Origin of the sequence: Prauserella flavalba (genome assembly GCF_003202235.1) — a bacterium.
Classification (GTDB): domain Bacteria; phylum Actinomycetota; class Actinomycetes; order Mycobacteriales; family Pseudonocardiaceae; genus Prauserella_A; species Prauserella_A flavalba.
On sequence record NZ_MASU01000003.1, the window covers coordinates 56,294 to 76,649 of the forward strand.

Consider the following 20,356-nt stretch of genomic DNA (forward strand, 5'->3'; position numbering starts at 1 on the left):
GGAGAACCGTGAAGCAGGTCCTGCCCACCACCACCGATCCCGGAGTCCGCTCCGAGCCGGAACCGCGACGGCTCGCGCTGCGCACCTCCCTCCTCCGGCTGTTCGTCCGCCCCCGCTCGATGGCCCTGCTGGTGGCGCTGCCCGTGCTGGCCGTGGTCGCCGGCATCGTCGGCTGGCTGCTCGACTGGCGGCTCGGTGTCGACAGCGCGGTGTACCGCGCGGGCGCGGTGACGCTGCTGAACGGCGACCCGCTGTACGAGGGCAACACCCTCGGGCCCGAGCCGTGGTGGGCGCTGCTCCCGTTCACCTACCCGCCGACGGCCGCGCTGCTGTTCGTCCCGCTCGCCGTGCTGCCCGTGCAGGTGGCGTGGGGTGTGGTCGCCGCGGTGTCGTTCCTCGCGATGGCGCTGGTGATCCGCGTGGCGATCGGCGCGCTGCCCCGGCCCTCCGGTGAGCTGCCGCGCTGGGCCTCGCCCGCCCGCACCACGCTGATCTTCGCCATCGTGTTCCTCGCGCTCGAACCGGTGTGGCGCACGATCTTCCTCGGCCAGATCAACCTGATCCTCATGGCGCTGGTCGTGCTAGACGTGCTGGTGATCAGCGCACGGGGCAGCCGCTGGGGCGGGGTGCTCGTCGGCGTCGCCGCGGCCGTCAAGCTCACGCCGTTGATCTTCATTCCGCACCTGCTGTTCACCGGCCGCAAGAGGGACGCCCTGCGTGCGCTGCTGACGTTCTTCGGGCTGCAGGCGCTGATGTTCGCGCTGATCCCCAACGACGCGTGGCGGTTCTGGACCCACACCGTGTCCGACCAGGGCCGCATCGGGCCGATGCACTGGGCAGGCAACCAGTCGCTGAACGGCCTGGTCAACCGCCTCTCGGACCTCGCACCGTGGTCGTCGACGGTGGCGATGGCCATCGGCGCGGCGCTCGCACCGGCCGCGATCTGGCTCATGCTGCGCTTCCACCGGCGGGGGCAGCCGCTGGAGGCGCTGCTGGTGACCGCGTTCTACGCGCTGCTCATCTCGCCGGTGTCGTGGTCGCACCACTGGGTGTGGGCGGTGCCGCTGATCGTGCTGCTCGTGTCGCGGCTGCCGCAGACCACCCCGGCGACGGCGGGCAAGCGCTGGTTCGCGGCCGGTGCGGTGATCGTGGTGTTCGTGAGCTGCGTGCTGCTGGTGCTGCCCAACGGGCGGAACCTGGAGCTGCACTGGGCGGTCTGGCAGTACGTCCTCGGCAGCGCCTACATCCTCATGCCGCTCGTGCTGACAGCCGTGCTGGCCGGTCGCTGGCTGTGGAGGCGACGCCGGACGGCGGCGGAACGTGCCCCGGATCTCACCGGGGCCCGTTGACTCGCGAAGCGCTCCTGACCTGCCCGTAAGCTGAACCCGCTATGGATACTCGCACCGGACTTCCCGTGGTCGGCATGGTGGGCGGCGGCCAGCTCGCCAGGATGACCCATCAAGCGGCCATCTCGCTCGGCCAGTCGCTGCGCGTGCTCGCGGCCGGCGAGAACGAATCGGCGGGCCTCGTCGCAGGCGAGGTCGTGTACGGCCACCACACCGACCTCGAGGCGCTGCGCTCGTTCGCGCGCGGCGTCGACGTGCTGACGTTCGACCACGAGCACGTGCCGGGCGAGCACCTGCTGACGCTCGCGATGGAAGGCGTCGTCGTGCGCCCGGGCCCTGGCGCGCTGGCGTTCGCGCAGAACAAGCTGCTGATGCGCGAGCGCATGGCGGCGCACCACTTCCCCGGTCCCGCGTTCGCCGAGGTGTCCGATGTGGACGACGTGCTCAAGTTCGGCGACACCCACTCCTGGCCGGTGGTGCTCAAGGCCGCGACCGGTGGGTACGACGGCAGGGGCGTGTGGATGGTCGACTCGCCCGCCGACGCCCGCGGCCTCGTACCGGAGCTGCTCGACGCGGGCACGTCGCTGCTCGTCGAGCAGAAGGTCGCCATGCGCAGGGAGCTTTCGGCGCTCGTGGCTCGCTCGCCGTTCGGCCAGGGCGCGGCGTGGCCCGTGGTGGAGACCGTGCAGTCGAACGGGATCAACACCGAGGTTCTGGCGCCCGCGCCCGGGCTGACCGCGCGGCGGACGCAGGAGGCGCAGGACCTCGCGCTGCGGATCGCGACGGAGCTGGACGTCGTGGGCGTGCTGGCGGTGGAGCTGTTCGAGACCGACGCCGGACTGCTCGTCAACGAGCTCGCGATGCGCCCGCACAACTCCGGGCACTGGACGATGGACGGCAGCCGGACGTCGCAGTTCGAGCAGCACCTGCGTGCGGTGCTGGACTACCCGCTCGGCGTGACGGAGCTGCTGTCGCCGACCGTGATGGCCAACGTCCTCGGCGCACCGGAGACCCCGGCGATGCGCCCCGACGAGCGGCTGCACCACCTGTTCGCGCGCTTCCCCGACGCGCGCGTGCACCTGTACGGCAAGGGCGAGCGGCCCGGCCGCAAGCTGGGGCACGTGAACATGCTCGGCCCGCTGACCGACGAGCTGCGGCAGCGCGCCCGGCTCGCCGCGCACTGGCTGTCCCACGCCGAATGGCTCGACGGCTACCAGATCCACTGAGAGGTACGAAGATCGTGAGCAACCCCGTCGTCGGCGTCATCATGGGCAGCGACTCGGACTGGCCGGTGCTGGAAGCAGCGGGCCAGGCCCTCGACGAGTTCGAGGTGGCCTACGAGGTCGGTGTCTACTCCGCGCACCGGACCCCGCAGCGCATGCTCGATTACGCGCGCAGCGCGGGGGACCGCGGGATCAAGGTGATCATCGCGGGTGCGGGCGGTGCCGCCCACCTGCCGGGGATGGTGGCCTCGGCGACGCCGTTGCCCGTGATCGGGGTCCCGGTGCCGCTGAAGTACCTCGACGGCCTGGACTCCCTGCTCTCGATCGTGCAGATGCCGGCAGGGGTGCCGGTCGCGACGGTGTCGGTCGGCGGTGCCCGCAACGCGGGCCTGCTGGCGGTACGGATCCTCGCGGCAGGCGACGAGGCGCTGCGCGCCCGCATGACGGCCTTCCAGGCCGACCTGGAGCAGCTCGTCCTCGACAAGGACGCCGCCCTCCGCGAAAAGCTGACCCACTGACGCCCGCGCCGGCGGCCCGCCCGCTCGCTCGCTCGCGAGTCGTGCGTTCCCGCTCGCGAGTCGTACCTTCAGGCACGGGAGTTGTGCGTTCCCGACGCCGAGTTGTGCGTTCCCGTTCGCGAGCCCCCCGCTCGGGCTCCCGAGTCCCCCGTTCCGGACGGCGAGTTCCCGCCGGCGTCATGCGGCGCCGGCGGCCGAAGTGGGCGACTCGCGATCTGGAACGGCGACTCGCGTGCGGGAACGGGGCACTCGCGCGTTGGGAGCGTACGACTCGCGGTCGGGAGCGTACGACTCGCGGTCGGGAGCGGGCGACTCGCGGTCTGGAGTGCACGACTCGCGGTCTGGAGTGCACGACTCGCGGTCGGGAGCGTACGACTCGCGGTCGGGAGCGGGCGACTCGCGGTCGGGAGTGCACGACTCGCGCCGGGTTCAGGTGAGTTGCTCCCGGAGCCGGCGTTTGAGCACCTTGCCGGCCGCCGACACCGGAATCGCGTCGACGAAATGCAGCTCCCGTAGCCGTTTGTAGGGCACGACCTGCTTGTTCACGGCGTCCAGCAGGGCCTCCGCCTCGGTCTGCTCGTGCCCAGGGGCACGCACGACGAACGCGACCGGCAGCTCGCCCGCCTCGGGGCTCCGCCTGCCGACCACCGCCGCCGCGGCGACCTCGGGCAACGAGATGAGCAGCTCCTCGAGCTCTCGCGGGTAGACGTTGTAGCCCTTGTAGAGCAGCATGTCCTTCTTGCGGTCCACAATGGAGAGATACCCATCGTCGTCGAGCACGCCGATGTCGCCGGTGTGCAGCCAGCCGTCGACGAGCACGGCGGCCGTCTCCTCCGGCCGGTTGTGGTAGCCCTGCATGACCTGCGGTCCCCGGATGCACACCTCGCCGGGCACGTTCGGCCCGACGGCCTCCTCGCCGCCCTCGGCCGGGACGATCTTGACCTCCGTGTCGAACGTCGGCACCCCCACGGCGCCGACCTTGCGGACACCGGAACGCCACGTCGGCGAGAGCGTCGCGCCCATCGTCACCTCGGTGAGCCCGTAGCCCTCAGCGATCACCGCATCGGGAAACCTCCTGCGCAACGCGTTGATCATCTCGTGCGGCATCGGCGCCGCGCCCGAGGTGATCGTGCGCACCGACGACAGGTCGCCGGCGTGGAACTCCGGGCACGCGAGCAGGGCGGCGAACAGCGCGGGCGCGCCGCCCATCGTCGTGACGCGCAGCCGTTCGGCATCGGCCACATAGGACGGAGGGTCGAACCGTTGGTGCACCACCGCAGTGCCGCCGTTCAGCACGCTGACGTTCAGCGCACCGATGGTGCCCATGGCGTGGAACCACGGCGTGAGGTTGATGCCGATGCCCGTGCCGAGCCGGATCGGCCACTCCTCCTCGGAGCCGATCTGGTCCAGCACGGGGTTGCCGTCATCGTCCACTGTGGGCACGCAACCGGAGCCCCAGCAGGCGTACTGCAGCGTGTTGACGACCACGTTGCGGTGCGTGAGCCGGACCCCTTTCGACCTGCCCGTGGTGCCGCCCGTGTAGGCGAGGTGCGCGAGATCGCGTGCGACGTCGATGCTCACCGAGGGCGGCGTGTCGTCGGAGTCGGCGTGGAAGGCCTCGAAGTCGAGCTGCCCGTGCTCCGCCGGCTGGTACACGAGGACGGTGCCGATGCCGGTGCCCTCCAGTGCCTTGGCCACGGGGCCGTAGGTCACCACCGCGACGGCGCCGCAGTCGGCGAGTTGCGCGGCGAGGTCCCGCGGTGGGAGCAGCGGGTTGGCGGGGCTGAACGTGGCCCCGGACAGCAGCGTGCCGTAGTAGGCGACCGGGAAGGCGAGGCAGTTCGGGAGGTGGAGCGCGACGGTGTCGCCCTGGCCGATGCCGCGGTCCCGCAGTGCGTTGGCGAACCGGCACGCCTGGTTCCAGAGCCCGGTGAACGTGAGGTGCTGCTCGCCGTGCTGGAAGGCGACGCGGTCGCCGTATCGAGCCGCCGCGCCCGCGAGCAGGGAGCCGACCGGGGCGTCGGGGTAGGTGAGGGAGCAGGGAAGGCCGGGAGCATGCGACGCTGCTGTGATCGACATCACTCGACAGTAGGGAGAGTGCGGCCAAGAACACAAGGATGTCCTAGTAAACCGTCACTAACATCGATTGGTGGTAGCCGACTTTGTCCCGATCGAAAGGTGGCGCAGGTGACCGACGGCCCTGGGCTCTACCAGCTCGCTGAGGAGCACGAAGAACTGCGCGCGGCTGTGCGTGCGCTCGCCGAGAAGGAGATCGCGCCCTACGCCGCCGAGGTGGACGAGCAGGAGCGCTACCCCGTCGAGGCGAGCGAGGCCCTGGTCAAGGCCGGGTTCAACGCGGTGCACATCCCCGAGGAGTACGAGGGGCAGGGCGCCGACGCGATCGCGGCGTGCATCGTGATCGAGGAGGTCGCGCGCGTCGACGCGTCGGCCTCGCTGATCCCCGCCGTGAACAAGCTGGGTACGCAGCCCATTCTGCTTTCGGCGTCCGACGAGCTGAAGAAGCTCGTACTGCCCTCGATCGCCTCCGGTGAGGCGTCCGCGTCCTACGCGTTGTCGGAGCGGGAGGCCGGGTCGGACACCGCGTCGATGCGCACCCGTGCCCGCCTGGACGGTGACCACTGGGTGCTCAACGGGACCAAGTGCTGGATCACCAACGCGGGCGAGTCGTCGTGGTACACGGTGATGGCCGTCAGCGACCCCGACGCGGAGAAGAAGTCCAACGGCATCTCGGCGTTCGTGGTGCACAAGGACGACCCCGGCTTCTCGGTGGGGCCCAAGGAGAAGAAGCTGGGCATCAAGGGCTCCCCGACGCGCGAGATCTACTTCGAGAACTGCACCATCCCCGCCGAGCGGATCATCGGCGAGCCGGGTACCGGGCTGAAGACCGCGCTGCGGACGCTCGACCACACGCGCCCGACCATCGGCGCGCAGGCGCTGGGCATCGCGCAGGGCGCACTGGACGCGGCGGTGGCCTACGTCAAGGAGCGCAAGCAGTTCGGCAAGGCGATCGGCGAGTTCCAGGGCGTGCAGTTCATGCTCGCCGACATGGGCACCAAGATCGAGGCGGCCAGGCACCTGGTGTACGCCAGCGCGGCGGCGAGTGAGCGCGGCGACGCGCGCGCGGGCTTCGTGGCCAGCGCGGCGAAGTCGTACGCGTCGGACATCGCGATGGAGGTCACCACCGACGCGGTGCAGCTCTTCGGCGGCGCCGGCTACACCCGTGACTTCCCGGTGGAGCGCATGATGCGCGACGCGAAGATCACGCAGATCTACGAGGGCACCAACCAGATCCAGCGCATGGTGATGGCGAGGAGCCTGCTCAAGGGCTGAGCCGAGTCGGCATGGTGGTTCTCCGGGCGGCCGCGGGTACCCTGCGGCCGCCCGAACACGACGAGGACCACGGCATGAGTATCCGCAGACCCTCGCGCTCAGCGAAGTCCGCGTAATCCTTCACGTTCAGGGTCGCCAGTGGAACCTCGAACGCGAGACAGCAGGCCGCGATCCACGTGTCGTTCTCCGGACGTGGGCGGCCTCGCCGCTGCGCGTAGGCCGACATCTCGCCCCACACCCGCGCGACCTTCGGTGTGCCGGGCAAGACCGGAAGTGGCTGCAACCACTGCTCGAGGCGCTCACGACGGGGGAGGCCCCAGGAGCGCAGGTGAGCCCACTTGCTGAGCTCGGCCAGCGTGACGAATGTGATCGTCGGCCGGTAGCCCACCAGCTGGGATGCCAGCCACGGGGGAAGCCTTCGCTTGAACACCAGTGACGCGACATCGGTGTCCAGTACGACAGCTGGAGCCACTACGCCAGATCGGCCTTTCGCTCGGTCGCCACCCAGGAGAGGAACTCGTCCAGCTCATCGTCTCCCTCGAAGATGCCCTCATCGGCCAGCTCGTCGACAGACTCGATCGGCCGGACGTGTTTGTCGGCCAGCAGCGCCTCCAGCAGGGCGGGACCATCCATGCCTTCGTGAGAAGGTTCCTCGGCGTTGCTCGTCGTCATGGTCCACCTCCCTCGCGACCGCGCTCCTCCAACAGACCTTACCGCGATTCCGGCGCTAGTCGGTTCCGTTCGGGGTGGCGTCGAGGCGGATGAGCACCCGGTCGCTGAGCACCACGTCGTGCGGCAACCGCCCCAGCCGGCCCGCGTCGACATCGGCTCCCGCTCGTTGCGCGGCGCTCGCCAGTGAGCGCCAGTGGTCGGCTTCCATGCCCTCCCTCGTGCGATCGCCGGACGGTTCGTCGGGGCCGACCACGACGCGCGCGGTCGCGCGCAATTCCTCGGCCGAGGCCTCTGACCAGCTCTCTGTTGTGCCCCAGCCGCGGTCGGCGAGCAGGACCACGCGGCGCCCGTCGGCGAGTTCGGCCTCGTGCAGGGCCGACACCGAAACGGTCGCGGTCGCGAGGTCGTCGACGTCGACCGAGGTCACGAGGCGGGTCACCGCGGTCATGTGAGCCGTCCGAACCGGTTCGCGAGGTCACGGTGTCGCGTCGCGGCCTCGTGTGCCTGCGCCGCGGTGACGGGGGAGCCCGGCATCCGGGCCAGCCCCTCGACCTGTTCGGCGAGCCGCAGATGCCGCGCCCGGGCGTACTCGCGGCAGGGCAGGCAGGTGACGCTTTCCGGGCGAGGGGACGTCATCGCGTACGGGACCGTGCTACCGCAGCCGGTGGTCACCGTGTTCGGCAGTTCGCCGACCAGGCCGAACGTGGACGCGAGCAGGTTCCGGGCCGCGGCGTCGCCGTGGACCACGTCCTTGCCGACGTGCACGTGGGGGTCGTTCACTGCTTCTGCCACTCTCCGCACCACATCGTTTCGCGAGGGGTGTTGCGCCGGGATGCCGGATGGTGCCTTGCCCGCTGCCGAACCGGCTACACGGCGTCTCGCTTGCGGGCCAGCAGGAACGCCTGCCGGGTGGTCTCCGCGTACTTGCCGTCCTCGTCCGGTTCCCTGACCAGCCTGGCGCGCTCCTCGAAACCGGCCTCACGGAGCAGGCCGGCCACCTCGTCCGGGTGCCACTGGTGGAAGTCGAGCGACACCTCGTGGCCGCCCGCGTCGGTCCGGTGCACCAGGCCCTCACCGGCCGGGAACGCGAGCTGGAGGTGACCGCCGGGGGCCAGCACGCGGTGGAACTCCGCGAAGACCGCGGGCAGCCGGTCCGGTGGGACGTGCATGATCGAGTACCAGGCCACGATAGCGCCGAGCGAGCCGTCCGCGACGTCCAGCGCGGTCATCGAGCCGACCTCGAACCGCAGGTCCGGATACCTGTCGATGGCCTGCGCGATCATGTTCGGCGACAGGTCGATGCCGAACACGCGCAGACCCAGCCTGTGCAGGTGTGCGGTCACGCGTCCGGTGCCGCAGCCGATGTCGGCGACCAGGCCGCGGCCCGCGAGCTCCGCGAACCCGCCGAGCACGGCGCGATCCAGCGGCTTCGCCGCGAGCTCGTCCTCGATCCACCCGGCGAACTCCGCGGCGATCGAGTCGTAGGAGACGCGGGTGCGGGCGAGGAAGTCGGGTTCCCTCACGATGCGCACGGTAGCCGCCACAACCGCTTGCGACCACCGATTTCCCCTTGCCATGCGTGACAGGATCGCGTGGTGACGACTTGGTCCGGACCTTTGGAGATCACCGCGGTCTCCGTTCACGACGCGGAGGCCACGGCCTTGCTGCGCACGTACTTCGACGACGTGGCAGGCCGCTACTACGGCCGTCCGGCGACGGAGGCCGAGCTGGACGAGGCCATGACGGAGGATCCCAGCGACGAGCTGGCCCCACCGCGGGGCACGCTGCTGCTCGCGCGCCTCGACGGCGCCGCCGTGGCGTGCGCGGGCCTGCGGCGGCATCGCGACGGCTTCGCCGAGCTCAAGCGCATGTTCGTGCTACCGGAGTTCCGGGGTCGCGGCATCGCCGCGCGGCTGCTGGCCGAGATCGAGCGCATCGCGCGTGAGCTGGGCATTTCCGCGATCCGTCTCGACACGCGGGCCGACCTCGTCGAGGCCCGCAACCTCTACGCCAAGCACGGCTACCGGGAGATCCCGGCGTACAACGACGAGCCGTACGCCGAGCACTGGTTCGAGAAGAAGCTTTCCTGACGTGTCACCCCTGCGGTGGGGTTCTTTCCATCCGCTTTACGCGTCCTGGCTACCCTGAGGCCTGTTAGTTGAACATTCAGCTAAGACGCTAGAGGGGCTGATTCGGACATGTTCACCAGGGTTCAGGACGTCGCGGCGCTCATCGGGCGCATCGGCGTCGCGGTGGTGTTCCTCGCGCACGGGCTCGACAAATGGGAGATGGGCGTCGGCGGCACCACCGACATGATGTCGGCGACCGGTATTCCGCTTCCCACGTTGAGCGCGCTCTTCGTCATCGCCGTGGAGGTGATCGGCTCGATCCTGTTCATCGTCGGGCTGGCGCTGCCGCTCGTGGGGCTCGGTTATGCCATCACGGGACTCGGCGCCGTGTTCTTCGTACATGCCGACGCCGGGCTCACCGGCCAGGGCGGCTACGAGCTGGTGCTGGTGCTCGCGCTGGCGGGGCTGGCGCTGGGCTGCAACGGCGGACGGCTCTCGCTCGATTACCTGGTGCTCGGCCGCAGGAAGGCGGCCGGGACACAGGACGCCGAGCTGCAGGCCGCGTAACAGCGGCCAACCCCGGTTCCCCTCAGCGCGGAGGGGGACCGTTCAGGTCAGGTCCACCGTCGTGCGCTCCGCCTCGCGATGCGCGGCGAGCTTGTCCGGCGTGGAACCGGTGACCTGAACCAGATGCGCTCCCACCACGAGTGGCGTCAGCAGCGCGTCGAGCACCCCGTCCGGCAACGTCCAGTCCCTCGTGGAAAGCACCCGGGCCCCCTCATCGATGCCGAGCTCACCCGCCCTCGCGCCCGCCCGCGCGAGCACATCGTCCACCGTCGAGCCCAGCAGCGCGGGCGTGTCACCCGCGATGGGAACCAGCGGCGAGAAGTCGTCACCGGCCAGGCGCGCTTCCGAGAGGTAGTCCAGCGCGCCGGAGGGCACCGACCCGCCGAGACCGCGGCCGAGCGGGTCGAGCGCGACGACAGCGGTGGCCTCCGCCTTGCCGACCGAGCCCTCCGGGCCGACGAACGCGACCCGCGCGCCCGCCGCGTCGGCCACCACGTGCCCCCCGCACCACCACGCGCCGAGCAGCACACCTGCGGTCTGCCAGTGGGCGGGCAGCTCCACGGCCACCTCGTCGCCCTCCTCCACGTCGAATTCCTCGACCAGCCAGTTCGCCGTCTTCGCGGCCCAGTTGGCGAGTGTCGCGACCGACAGCTCGATCCGGCTGCCCAGCACGTCGTCGTAGTGGGTCACCAGCGGCCGGGCCGAGGACTTGAGCAGGGGGCGGAGGAGGCGTTCGGTGAGGCTCACGGCACGAATGTAACCGCGGCGCGGAGCGTCTCCGTCGGGGAGGTGGGGGAGACGGGCGGGATCAGTTCACGCACGGAACGGCCGCGCGCACCGGCGAGCCCGCGGAGGCCGAGCCGCCGCCCGACGGCTGCTGTTGCCCGCCCCTCACCAGGTTCTCGACGAACCGGCGCACCTCGCCCACGTCGACGGTGATGATGCTTTGACCGTCCTTGCTGCGGGCTCCGACCTGCTTCACGGGGATGGTCACGAACTCCATGTCGCCCGTGGCGATGCCCTTGGCCTGCTCGGCGAACTGCAGCAGGTCGAGCCCCGGGTCGAGCACGAGCGAGCGGCGCACGGTCTCGGTCAGCTGGTTCAGCCGGTCGGCACTGGCCAGCGTGCCCGCCGAGAGCACCTGGTTCAGGGCGGAGGAGAGGAACACCTGCTGGCGCACGATGCGGTCGAGGTCTCCCCTCGGCAGGTTCTTGCGCTGGCGGACGAACGACAGTGCCTCGCCACCGGACACCACCTGCGGGCCCGCCGCGAAGTCGGCGCCGGAGTCCTTGTCGGCGGTGGGGCTGTTGAGGCACACCTCGATTCCGCCGAGGGCCTCGGTGAGCAGGTAGAACCCGAGCAGGTTGATCTCGGCGTAGTGGTCGATGTGGATCTGTGTGAAGTCCTGGACGGTCCGCACCAGAGCCCTGCGCCCGGCCTGGTTCGAGTCGCGTTCGATCCGCGCCCCGTCGGTCATGCCCTCGGCGCGCAGCCGCTGGGCCTCCTCGACCTTCGCCGCCCCGTACGCCGAGTTGATCTTCGCCTTGCCGCCCTGCGGGACGTCGACCCACGTGTCCCTCGGGATCGAGACGCCGGCCGGCTTCCCGCCGTCCTTCGGGATGCGCAGGATGATCAGGGTGTCGGTGTTGATGCCCGCCTTGTCCTCCGTGCGCAGTTCCTTGAGGACGTCCAGCGGCAGCGGGTTGCCCTGCATGTCCGTGCGGGCGTCGGCGCCGACGAGCAGGATGTCGGTGGCGCCGTCGTCCTGCGGTGGCGGCGGGGGCGCCCCGGGGTCGTCACCGAGGTTCTGTTGCAGCGCGTCCGTGGTCTGCACGTTGTCCTGCAGGTCGTCGAGGGCGAGATAGGCGTAGCCGGTGGCGACGAGCGCGATCACCGACAGCAGCGCCATCACCGTGCGGTTGGTGCCCCGCAGCACCGAACGAGCCCTGCTGCGCGGAGGCGGCGGCGGCTCCGGCGCGGGACGGGGCCGCGGGTACGGCGTCGGAACCGGGCGCGCGGGAGCCTCGGCAGGCTCCGCTTCACCCCGTTCTCCGGCCTCGCGCTCCTCGCGCTCGTCCACGCTGGCTCCTCCCCACCCCGCGTGCGATCCGGACGGTCAGCTTAGTTGACGCAAGGCACGTCACCGGCGGTTATCGGCTCATCGGGCGGGTCATCCCCGCCGTCGTCCTGCTGCGTCTGCGCACGGTGCGGGGGAGCGAAGAACTGCGGGCCCTGGCCCGCGTAGTTCGCGGGCGTGGTGTCGGTGGTGGCCGCCTGGAAGTCGGTGCCGAACAGCACCTGAAGCTGGCCCGGCGGCACGGTCGCGTCGCGTTCGGCGGCCAGGTCGGCGCCGAGGGCCTGCCGCAGCAGCTCCACCCCGGCCTCGTCGCCCGGCGCGTATCGCACCACGGTGCTCGCCTGTGGGTCCATTGTGGCCGAACTCTCGCCGAGGAAACCCTGTTGCCGCAACTGTTCCCGTATTTGCCCGCCGAGCGCATCGAGGCCCGAGGCGTTGTAGATCTCCACCGTGTACGCCTCGGCGCCGGGGATGGTCGACGGGGCGGAGGACCCGCCCGGCGAGGTTTCCGGATCGTTCTGGTGCGCGATGAGCCCGTCGACGAACCGGCGCACCTCGTCGACGTCGATCTCGAGCACGGCGGCGCCGCCGATCCAGGTGTTGCCGACGACCGGGATGGTGCGGAACTCGACGTTGGCGCCGTTCAGGTTGCGCAGCTGCGCGGCGAACTGCAGCAGGTCCCAGTCCTTGGAGAGCACGACGGACTTCTGCACGGCTCCGACGACGTCGCTGATCTTGCCGGGATCGAACAGCACGTCGGGGGAGAGCATCTTGCGGACGAGCCCGGAGAGGAACGCCTGCTGCCGCGCGATGCGGTCGAGGTCACCGTTCGGCAGGTCGTAACGCTGCCGGACGAACGCGAGCGCCTGCACGCCCTGGATCGTCTGCCTGCCAGCGCGCAGGTTGATGCCGGAGTTGCGCTCACGGACCGGGTTCCTGAGACACACCTCGACGCCGCCGAGCGCCTTGGTGACCTCGTAGAAGCTCGCCAGGTTCACCTCGGCGTAACGGTCGATGAGGCCCGGCTTGCCGAGCAGCTGCTCGATGGTGGCGATCAGGTTCTTGCGCCCCGCGACCTTGGCCTCCTCGTCGATCTGCTCCAGATCGGTGCGCCCCTGCTCCTGCAGGGTGTTGAAGGTGTCGTTGTAGGCGTAGACGAACGCGCTGTTGAGCTTGTGCGAGCCGTAGCCGCCCGCCAGCTCGACCCACGAGTCGCGGGGGAAGGAGATCGCGGAGGCGCGCGTGCCGTCCTGGGGGATGTGCACGAGGATCATCGTGTCGGTCTGGCGCTCGCCGTTCGCCTCACCGGCGTGCAGCCGGTCGAGCACCTCCTGCGGCAGCGGGTTGCCCTGCGCGTCGGTGCGGCTGTCCTGACCGACGAGCAGGATGTCGATCGCCCCGTCGAGCGGCTCGGCCCGGAGGCTCTCCTCGCCGTCGAACACGTCCGTGGTGGTGACGCCCTCGTTCACGTTGCCGATGAACTGCCAGACGTACCAGGTCAGAGCCAGTACGGTGACGGAGAGCAGCGAGATGACGACTTTGCCTCCGCGCAGGGCGAACGTGCCCACACGTCCCCTGCGGTCCACCGTGGGCGCCTCGACCGGTCCCCGACGCCAGCCGGTCACGTGCGCTCCTCCCAGTCAGTCCCACGATTCACATTACTGATGTACTTGTGAGACGGCCGTTCGATCGCGAAACGTTGCCTGGATGTTGCGTATGCCGGACGGGGCGCCGTGGCAGACTGCGCGGACGAGCACGGGAGGAAACAAACATGCGGGTCCTGGTCACCGGAGGTGCCGGGTTCATCGGTTCGCACTACGTGCGGCAGGCGCTTTCCGGGGAGTACGCGGCGCTGCGGGACGCCGAGATCGTCGTGCTGGACAAGCTGACCTACGCGGGCAGCGAGACCAACCTCACGCCCGTCGCCGACAGCCCGCGGCTGCGGTTCGTCCGCGGCGACATCTGCGACCCGACCGTGGTCACCGAGGTGATGCGCGGTGTCGACCTCGTCGTGCACTTCGCCGCGGAGTCCCATGTGGACCGTTCGATCCTCGGTGCCGCGGACTTCGTGCTCACGAACGTCCTCGGCACGCAGACCCTGTTGCAGGCGGCGTGCGACGCCGGTGTCGGCAAGTTCGTGCACGTGTCGACCGACGAGGTGTACGGCTCGATCGACGAGGGCTCCTGGACCGAGGACCACATCCTCGAGCCGAACTCCCCCTACTCGGCGTCGAAGGCGTCGTCGGACCTGCTCGCCCGGTCCTTCCACCGCACCTACGGGCTGCCGGTGTGCGTCACGCGGTGCTCGAACAACTACGGGCCGTACCAGTTCCCCGAGAAAGTCATCCCTTTGTTCGTGACGAACCTGCTCGACGGGCAGCCCGTGCCGCTCTACGGTGACGGCCTCAACGTTCGCGACTGGCTGCACGTGGACGACCACTGCCACGGCATTCAGCTGGTCGCCGAGAAGGGAAGGGCCGGCGAGATCTACAACATCGGTGGCGGCACGGAACTCACCAACCGCGAGCTGACCGAGCGGCTGCTCGCCGCTGTCGGCGTCGGCTGGGAGATGGTGCGGCCGGTGGAGGACCGCAAGGGGCACGACCGGCGTTACTCCGTCGACATCACGAAGATCAGTACCGAACTGGGCTACCGGCCCCGGGTCGGCTTCACCACCGGTCTGGCCGACACCGTGCGCTGGTACACGGAGAACCGGGCGTGGTGGGAGCCCCTCAAGGGGCGGGCCGCGCTCACGGAAAGGTGATCTGTCTTGCCGAAACTGGCCTTACTCGTACCCGGGGGCGGCGGGCAGCTCGGCCGTGACCTCGCCGCGCTCGCGAGCGACGACGTCGAGGTGCGCGCCCCCGGCTCGGCCGAGCTGGACGTGACGCGACCGGGCGCGGTGGTGGAGGCCGTCACGGAGCTCGCCGCCTCAGCGCGGGAGTCCGGCCGGTTCCCCGTCGTGGTCAACGCCGCCGCCTACACCGCAGTGGACAGGGCCGAGGAGGACGAGGCGAGGGCGTTCGCGGTGAACGCCGACGGGCCGAGGGTGCTCGCCGCCGTGTGCTCGTCGCGCAGGGTGCCGCTGGTGCACGTCTCCACCGACTACGTCTTCGCCGGTGACGCCTCGACCCCGTACGAGCCGGACGCGCCGCTTGGGCCCCGTACCGCCTACGGCCGCACGAAGGCCGCGGGCGAGGACGCGGTGCTCGGCTCCGGCGCACAGGCGTGGGTCGTGCGCACGGCGTGGGTGTACGGCGCGAACGGTGCCAACTTCGTGAAAACCATGACGCGCCTGGAAAGCGAGCGCGAGACACTGTCCGTTGTGGACGATCAGCGTGGGTCGCCGACGTGGTCGGCCGACCTCGCCGCGGGCCTGCTCGAACTGGCGGGCCGGATCGCCGAGGGTGACGGCCCGTCGCGGAAGGTGCTGCACTGCACCGGCGGCGGCGACACGACGTGGTGCGGGTTCGCGCGCGCGATCTTCGAGGAGCTGGGTGCCGACCCGGACCGCGTGAAGCCGTGCACGACCGAGGAGTTCCCGCGCCCGGCGCCGCGACCCGCCTACTCGGTGCTGTCCAACGCCGCGTGGAGCGACGCGGGCCTCACGCCCCTGCGCCCGTGGCGCGACGCCCTGCGCGCCTTCCTCGCCGATCACGCGGCGTCACTGAAGTAGTGCGCCCCCACTGCCCCCAAGGCCACCTTCGCTGCGTTCAACGCAACAAAGGTGGCCTTGGGGAGCGTTGGGGGTTATCAGGTGGGTGAAGGCGGTGCCTGCGGTGAGTAGCGAAAGGGTGCGCTGGGCGATGGCCGTCAACCGGTCGTGCAGCGCGTCGGCGAGGTCGTCGAGACCGGCATGCTCGCGCACCGCCTCGATCGCCCGGCGCACCTCGGGAATCCGGTAACCCGCGGCCCGCAGCACGGCGGTGATCCGCGCCTCGCGGATCGCCGCGGGCGGGTAGCGCCGCGCGGCCTGCGAGGTGACGCGTTCGGGCACGACCAGCCCCTCCTGTTCCCAGAACTGCAGCGTGGACGAGCGGACCCCGAGCGCGCCGGCGAGCTGCGTGATGGACATCGAATCCTCCTCGCCCACCTCCAGCGGCGCCTCGGCCTGGATCGCCCGGAGCGCGGAGAGGGCGGCCAGCGCGTCGTGGCGCTCCTTCGCCAGGCCGACGTGCAGCTCGGAGACGCGCGCCGCCGCGTCCGCGAGCGGCGACACCCGGACCTCCCGCAGCGATTCGCGGGCGACAACCGGGCCCACGGCCGTCGCCAGTGCCCGGTAGGCGCGCAGCGCCAGCAGGTGCTCGCCGGTGAACTCGCGGTAGCCGTTGGCGGCCCGGACGGCGGGCGGGATCACGCCGAGGCGTTCCAGGTCGCGCACCTGCTGGACGGAGTAGCCGGACTCCGCCGCGACCTGCGCCGTCCGGTAGCGCTGCGCCATCAACCCTCCATCAGCACTTCAACCTCACACTTGAACCATGATGATCCAGCAGATCCTTGACACGGTCACCTCGTTCGACGGTGCACTGGTGCTCGCGCCGGATGCCTCCAGCGGCGCGCCCGAGCTGGCGTGGGGCGACTACTTCTTCTACTACGCCCCGGACGGCCGGGTCCCGGCGAACGGGCAGCCCTACGCAACGATCGTCACGAAGAACTACCCCGGCGACACCGGCTCCGACCTCGACGGCGACGACCGGTGGAGGGTCAACGTCCACGTCGGCCGTGCCGCGTTCGAACGGCTCACGAGCCACGGCGGCGGAACGGACCCCGCGGAGCCCGACGTGGTACTGCCGCATCCCGTCTACGGCAGGCAGGGCTGGATCGCGGTCGTCAACCCCGGTGAGCGGACGTCGGCGCAGGTGCTGAAGCTGCTGCGCGACGCACACGAGCGGGCCAGGGCAAGGGCACTGCGAAAGCTCGGTTAGTGCTCGACGGCCCGGCGGTACGCGGCGACCGTGGCCTCGGCGCAGCGCCGCCAGGTGAAGCTGGCCGCGTGCGCCCTGCGCGTGGCCGCCGTCGACGCCGCGTTGGGCTCGCTCACCGCGGCCCGCAGTTCGGCGGCGAGCCCCTCGACGTCGCCGTACTCGACGAGGTGCGCGAACCCTCCCGACACCTCGCGCAGCGCGGGCACATCGGTGCACACCACGGGCACGTCGCAGGCCATCGCCTCCAGCACGGGCAGCCCGAAGCCCTCGTCGCGCGAGGGCAGCACGAGGGCGGAGGCGCCGGCGACCACGCGCTGCAGGTCCAGGTCGGACAGATAGCCGACGTGCCGGGTGCGGTCGGTGGCCGGGAACGTGCCGGGGCCCGCGAACACGAGCGGCGGCAGGTCCGCGTCGGCGGCGTGGGCCTTGAGCAGCCAGCCGAGGCCCTTGCGCGGGCCCGCCGCCCCCGCGAACAGCAGGTACTCGGGCGGCAGGCCGAGCCGCTCGCGCACCTGCTGGCTCGGCGGCCTGCCCGTGAACCAGCCCGCGTCGACACCGAGCGGGGTCACGTCGATCTTCGCGCGGTCGACGTCGAGCCGCTCGGCAACGGCGTCGGCGACGGCGGCGGTCGGCGTGCAGATGACGTCGGCGCGCGCGGCGCCGCGGCGCACCAGCTGCGGCAGCTCGGCGTCGCTGGGTGCCAGCTCGCCGGGTGCGTCGATGAAGGCGAGGTCGTGGATCGTGAGCACCCCGGCGGCGCGGAACGTGCCGGGCAGCACGAAGTTGGTGCCGTGCACGACATCGGTGGCACCGGCGAACAGCTCGACCGGCGGGAACGACGAGCGCAGCCACGTCTTGCGCAGCAGCCGCGCCGCCACCGGCATCCCGCGTGCCCGCACCCCGTGCGGCAGCACCGAGCGCAGCTTTCGCCAGCCCCGCAACGTGAACGCGACGGCCCGGGTGTCCACACCGGACAGTGAGGCCAGCTCCTCGGACAGCGACGCGGTGTAGCGGCCGATGCCGGTCCGGTCGCCGAGCAGGGGTGTGCCGTCGAGCAGCACCCGCAGCTCCTGCCTAGCCACGGCGCAGTCCCCGTTTGGCGAGCTTCCTGACCCGGCCGCCCGCACGGCGAGCGAGCTCGACGGGCCCTCCCTCGGCGAGGTACTCCTTCACCAGCGCCAGATCGCGCCGCACCAGCTCCCTGCCGCGCACCGGCTCCGCCGGCGCGAGATCGGCCGCGCCGGGCAGCCGGTCGGCTGCGGGCCGGGGGTCGCGGCAGAACTCCACGAGCGGCTCCAGCACCACCGGCCACGTGTAGCGCTGAGCGACCCGTTCGATCCGCTCGCGGCACGCCTGCGCGAACTCGGTGTCGTAGAGGCAGCGCTCCAGTGCGTCGGCCAGCGCCTCGGTGTCCTCCGCCGGGACGACGACGCCCAGCCGTTCCTGGCGGACGAGGTCGGCGAACGCGTCGCCGTCGGTGGTGACGATCGGCAGCCCCGACCACAGGTAGTCGAGGACCCGCGTGCGGAAGGCGAACGTGGTCTCGACGTGCTCGAAGTGCGTGGTGACACCGCAGTCGGCGTCGAGCAGCCAGTTCTGCCGCTCGTCGTAGGGCACCCACTGCTCGTTGAAGAACACGTGCTTGCCGGTGAGCCCGAGCGAGTCGGCGAGCCGGATGGTCCGCGCGCCGATGTCCATCTCGGCGACCTCGGGATTCGGGTGCCGCATCCCCAGGAAGACCAGCCGCACGTCGGCGCGGCGGGTGCTCAGCCGCTCGATCGCGCGCACGAGCGTCAGTGGGTCGAACCAGCTGTAGACACCGCCGGCCCACAGCACCACGTGGTCGGTCTCGGCGATTCCGTCGAGGTTCGCGCGCAGGCCGGGGCCGGTGCGGCGCGGTGGCTTCGGCGAGAGGCCGAACGGCACCACCGACAGCAGCGACCGCGTGGTGGGGTCGGCGTCGTAGAGCCGCGGCGTGAGCCTGCCCAGCGCGGCGAGGTGACCGAGCCAGAAGTGCCGCTGCCGCTGCGAGGCGCACACGAAGAAGTCACCCCGCTCCAGCTGGGCGTCGAGCACCTTCGTGACGCCCGCGAGATCGGCGGCCCGCTTGTCGTCGGGCGCGTCCTTGCCCTGTTCGAGCAGCTCGAGGTGCATGGGGTCGTAGAGGTCGCACACCACGATCTTGTGCGCGTACTCCTTCTTCAGCGCCGGAGCCAGCTCCAGCACGTGCCCCTGCAGGATCACGATGTCGGCCCAGGCGATGGGCTCGCTCAGGTCGCGCCTGCGCGCCGCGCTGACCTGGAACGGCGCGGGCGGCGGGTCGGCGAGCGGGTTCACGGTCACGAGCCGCACCTCGTGCTCGCCCGAGAGCACCTCGGCGATGTTCCACGCGCGGATCGCGGGTCCCGCCATGCGCTCGGTGATCGCGTCGCCGGTGATCACCAGCACCCTGCGGCGCTTGCCGAACGCCTGCTCGATGCCGAACGCCGACACGAGGATGTCGTGCGCGGCGAGGTAGCGCGGCAGCGGGTAGGCGGGCTCGAGTGCGTTGCGCAGCAACGGAAGCAGATCGGCATCGGTGCGCACGCGCGCGGCCTGTTCTTCCTCGCGGGCCTGGGCGAGCGAGGGCAGCAGCTCCACGAACTGGTCGACGGCGAGCACCCCGGCGAGCGTGCTCCTCGGCACGGGCACCGGATCGGTCTCGGCGGGGCCGGCGCCGCGTTCGAGGTCGAGCTGCGTGGGGTCGAGCTCGCCCCTGGCCGTGGCGCGGCGCACGCTCAGCGCGAGCGCGGCGGGCAGCGCCCTCGCCAGCGTCTCGTCGGAGAGGTTCTTGTAGAGCGCGCACAGTGCGTTGCGCTCCAGCAGGAACGTCTCCCGGCCGCTGTCCGGCGTGTCCACTTCGGACATCGTGGCGTGGTGGCGGTGGTAGGCGAGCGACTCGGGAACGTAGCGCACCCGCCAGCCGCGCAGGTTCAGCCGCCAGCCGAGGTCGACGTCCTCGTAGAACATGAAGAAGCGCTCGTCGAACCCGCCCAGCTCGGCGAACACGCTCGCCCGTACGAACATGGCCGAGCCCGTGGCGAAGAGCACGTCCTTGGCGGACTCGTGCTCGCCCTCCGGGACGTCGGCGATGGGCGTGCCCGCGTGCCGCTTGTAGCCCATGCCGAACCAGGTGAGCCCACCGTCGACGAAGTCGGTGCCGGTGCCCTCCCAGTCGAGGACCTTGCTCGCGACGGCGCCGACGGCCGGGTCGTCGCGCAGCGTGGCGACCGCCGCCTCGACCCAGCGAGCGCCGGGGCGGGCGTCGTTGTTGAGGAATGCGAGCACGGTGCCCTCGGCGTGCTTGGCGCCGAGGTTGCAGCCACCGGCGAAGCCGAGGTTGCGGTCCGACTCGATCACCCGCGCGCCCGGCGCGGCGGCACGGATGCGGGCGGCGTCGTCGCCGGGGGAGGCGTTGTCGACGCAGACGACCTCGAGCCGGGGGTAGTCGTGCTCGGCGAGCGCGCGCAGGCACGTGATGGTGTCGTCGGCGCCGCGGTAGTTGACCACGATCACCGAGACCAGCGGTTGTACCAAGGTCGCGCTCCCCTGTGTCTGCTTGGACAGAG

The 20,356-nt window shown here is 71.0% G+C and carries 21 protein-coding genes; 9 read left to right on the forward strand and 12 right to left on the reverse strand.

The genetic code is table 11. From position 1 onward, the window contains the following. Window positions 1-20 precede the first annotated feature (20 nt). Genes BA062_RS06160 through purE form a run of 3 tightly spaced genes read left to right on the forward strand, consistent with a single transcriptional unit; the run spans window position 21 to window position 3,087 of the window. Window positions 21-1,349, forward strand: coding sequence for a glycosyltransferase 87 family protein (locus BA062_RS06160; RefSeq protein WP_210406786.1), 1,329 nt, complete (start codon window positions 21-23; stop codon window positions 1,347-1,349). A gap of 41 nt (window positions 1,350-1,390) precedes the next feature. Continuing rightward, on the forward strand, window positions 1,391-2,572 hold the full coding sequence (locus tag BA062_RS06165; RefSeq protein WP_110335096.1) for a 5-(carboxyamino)imidazole ribonucleotide synthase: 1,182 nt from the start codon (window positions 1,391-1,393) through the stop codon (window positions 2,570-2,572). Window positions 2,573-2,586: 14 nt separating this feature from the next. Continuing rightward, window positions 2,587-3,087 (forward strand): 5-(carboxyamino)imidazole ribonucleotide mutase, encoded by a 501-nt coding sequence (gene purE, locus BA062_RS06170; protein ID WP_245959694.1) that lies wholly within the window; start codon window positions 2,587-2,589, stop codon window positions 3,085-3,087. A gap of 429 nt (window positions 3,088-3,516) precedes the next feature. Here the strand turns inward: purE and BA062_RS06180 are convergent, their stop codons facing one another. Further along, window positions 3,517-5,166 carry a class I adenylate-forming enzyme family protein gene (locus tag BA062_RS06180; RefSeq protein WP_110335098.1) on the reverse strand — a complete coding sequence of 550 codons (1,650 nt, stop codon included), beginning with the start codon at window positions 5,164-5,166 and terminating at the stop codon, window positions 3,517-3,519. 99 nt (window positions 5,167-5,265) lie between these two features. Between BA062_RS06180 and BA062_RS06185 the strand changes: the two genes are divergently transcribed. Beyond that, window positions 5,266-6,438 (forward strand): acyl-CoA dehydrogenase family protein, encoded by a 1,173-nt coding sequence (locus tag BA062_RS06185; RefSeq protein WP_210406779.1) that lies wholly within the window; start codon window positions 5,266-5,268, stop codon window positions 6,436-6,438. Here the strand turns inward: BA062_RS06185 and BA062_RS06190 are convergent. The 5 genes from BA062_RS06190 to BA062_RS06210 all read right to left on the reverse strand — a co-directional run bounded on the left by BA062_RS06190 (window position 6,428) and on the right by BA062_RS06210 (window position 8,633). Then, a complete protein-coding gene (locus tag BA062_RS06190) occupies window positions 6,428-6,910 on the reverse strand; it encodes a type II toxin-antitoxin system VapC family toxin (RefSeq protein ID WP_210406780.1) in 483 nt (160 codons plus the stop codon). The two genes, BA062_RS06185 and BA062_RS06190, sit on opposite strands and share 11 nt — an antisense overlap. Then, entirely contained in the window at window positions 6,910-7,110 is a 201-nt protein-coding gene (locus BA062_RS06195) for a hypothetical protein (RefSeq protein WP_110335100.1), read from the reverse strand. Before BA062_RS06195 ends, BA062_RS06190 begins: the two co-directional genes overlap by 1 nt. 55 nt (window positions 7,111-7,165) lie before the next feature. Next, the gene (locus tag BA062_RS06200; RefSeq protein ID WP_110335101.1) at window positions 7,166-7,558 is read right to left on the reverse strand and encodes a hypothetical protein; all 393 of its coding nucleotides are present in this window, start codon (window positions 7,556-7,558) and stop codon (window positions 7,166-7,168) included. Next, window positions 7,555-7,902 carry a hypothetical protein gene (locus BA062_RS06205; protein WP_110335102.1) on the reverse strand — a complete coding sequence of 116 codons (348 nt, stop codon included), beginning with the start codon at window positions 7,900-7,902 and terminating at the stop codon, window positions 7,555-7,557. Before BA062_RS06205 ends, BA062_RS06200 begins: the two co-directional genes overlap by 4 nt. A gap of 74 nt (window positions 7,903-7,976) precedes the next feature. Continuing rightward, window positions 7,977-8,633: a class I SAM-dependent methyltransferase gene (locus BA062_RS06210; protein ID WP_110335259.1), complete on the reverse strand. Its 657-nt coding sequence runs from the start codon at window positions 8,631-8,633 to the stop codon at window positions 7,977-7,979. Between the two features lie 72 nt (window positions 8,634-8,705). On the opposite strand from BA062_RS06210, the gene BA062_RS06215 reads away from it, so the two are divergent. Together BA062_RS06215 and BA062_RS06220 are read left to right on the forward strand one after the other, a co-directional pair. Then, on the forward strand, window positions 8,706-9,200 hold the full coding sequence (locus tag BA062_RS06215; RefSeq protein ID WP_245959695.1) for a GNAT family N-acetyltransferase: 495 nt from the start codon (window positions 8,706-8,708) through the stop codon (window positions 9,198-9,200). A 108-nt stretch (window positions 9,201-9,308) separates the two neighbouring features. Beyond that, entirely contained in the window at window positions 9,309-9,746 is a 438-nt protein-coding gene (locus BA062_RS06220) for a DoxX family protein (RefSeq protein WP_110335104.1), read from the forward strand. Window positions 9,747-9,788: 42 nt separating this feature from the next. Here BA062_RS06220 and BA062_RS06225 read toward each other — a convergent pair whose 3' ends face one another. From BA062_RS06225 to BA062_RS06235, 3 genes are all read right to left on the reverse strand, one after another. Beyond that, window positions 9,789-10,493 (reverse strand): TIGR03089 family protein, encoded by a 705-nt coding sequence (locus BA062_RS06225; RefSeq protein ID WP_110335105.1) that lies wholly within the window; start codon window positions 10,491-10,493, stop codon window positions 9,789-9,791. A gap of 61 nt (window positions 10,494-10,554) precedes the next feature. Beyond that, window positions 10,555-11,826, reverse strand: coding sequence for an LCP family protein (locus BA062_RS06230; protein ID WP_110335106.1), 1,272 nt, complete (start codon window positions 11,824-11,826; stop codon window positions 10,555-10,557). Between the two features lie 41 nt (window positions 11,827-11,867). Further along, a complete protein-coding gene (locus tag BA062_RS06235) occupies window positions 11,868-13,448 on the reverse strand; it encodes an LCP family protein (protein WP_110335107.1) in 1,581 nt (526 codons plus the stop codon). Between the two features lie 146 nt (window positions 13,449-13,594). On the opposite strand from BA062_RS06235, the gene rfbB reads away from it, so the two are divergent. Both rfbB and rfbD read left to right on the forward strand, forming a co-directional pair. After that, on the forward strand, window positions 13,595-14,587 hold the full coding sequence (gene rfbB, locus BA062_RS06240; protein WP_110335108.1) for a dTDP-glucose 4,6-dehydratase: 993 nt from the start codon (window positions 13,595-13,597) through the stop codon (window positions 14,585-14,587). A 6-nt stretch (window positions 14,588-14,593) separates the two neighbouring features. Then, complete coding sequence (gene rfbD / locus BA062_RS06245) at window positions 14,594-15,499, forward strand: dTDP-4-dehydrorhamnose reductase (protein WP_110335109.1); 906 nt, start codon at window positions 14,594-14,596, stop codon at window positions 15,497-15,499. Here the strand turns inward: rfbD and BA062_RS06250 are convergent. Continuing rightward, entirely contained in the window at window positions 15,488-16,264 is a 777-nt protein-coding gene (locus tag BA062_RS06250) for a MerR family transcriptional regulator (protein ID WP_110335110.1), read from the reverse strand. The genes rfbD and BA062_RS06250 overlap by 12 nt on opposite strands. A gap of 37 nt (window positions 16,265-16,301) precedes the next feature. Here BA062_RS06250 and BA062_RS06255 point away from each other — a divergent pair, with 37 nt between their 5' ends. After that, a complete protein-coding gene (locus BA062_RS06255; protein ID WP_210406781.1) occupies window positions 16,302-16,748 on the forward strand; it encodes a DUF6194 family protein in 447 nt (148 codons plus the stop codon). Here the strand turns inward: BA062_RS06255 and BA062_RS06260 are convergent. After that, a complete protein-coding gene (locus tag BA062_RS06260) occupies window positions 16,745-17,830 on the reverse strand; it encodes a glycosyltransferase family 4 protein (RefSeq protein WP_210406782.1) in 1,086 nt (361 codons plus the stop codon). The two genes, BA062_RS06255 and BA062_RS06260, sit on opposite strands and share 4 nt — an antisense overlap. Then, window positions 17,823-20,324 (reverse strand): glycosyltransferase, encoded by a 2,502-nt coding sequence (locus BA062_RS06265; protein ID WP_110335111.1) that lies wholly within the window; start codon window positions 20,322-20,324, stop codon window positions 17,823-17,825. The genes BA062_RS06260 and BA062_RS06265 overlap by 8 nt, the downstream gene beginning before the upstream one ends. Window positions 20,325-20,356: the final 32 nt, after the last annotated feature.

Excerpts from the sequence above, each read along its gene's own strand:
- BA062_RS06250 (WP_110335110.1), bottom strand. The coding sequence starts at position 16,264 with ATGGCGCAGCGCTACCGGACGGCGCAGGTCGCGGCGGAGTCCGGCTAC.
- BA062_RS06200 (WP_110335101.1), bottom strand. The coding sequence starts at position 7,558 with ATGACCGCGGTGACCCGCCTCGTGACCTCGGTCGACGTCGACGACCTC.
- BA062_RS06255 (WP_210406781.1), top strand. The coding sequence starts at position 16,302 with ATGATGATCCAGCAGATCCTTGACACGGTCACCTCGTTCGACGGTGCA.
- BA062_RS06195 (WP_110335100.1), bottom strand. The coding sequence starts at position 7,110 with ATGACGACGAGCAACGCCGAGGAACCTTCTCACGAAGGCATGGATGGT.
- BA062_RS06165 (WP_110335096.1), top strand. The coding sequence starts at position 1,391 with ATGGATACTCGCACCGGACTTCCCGTGGTCGGCATGGTGGGCGGCGGC.
- rfbB (WP_110335108.1), top strand. The coding sequence starts at position 13,595 with ATGCGGGTCCTGGTCACCGGAGGTGCCGGGTTCATCGGTTCGCACTAC.
- BA062_RS06220 (WP_110335104.1), top strand. The coding sequence starts at position 9,309 with ATGTTCACCAGGGTTCAGGACGTCGCGGCGCTCATCGGGCGCATCGGC.
- BA062_RS06180 (WP_110335098.1), bottom strand. The coding sequence starts at position 5,166 with ATGTCGATCACAGCAGCGTCGCATGCTCCCGGCCTTCCCTGCTCCCTC.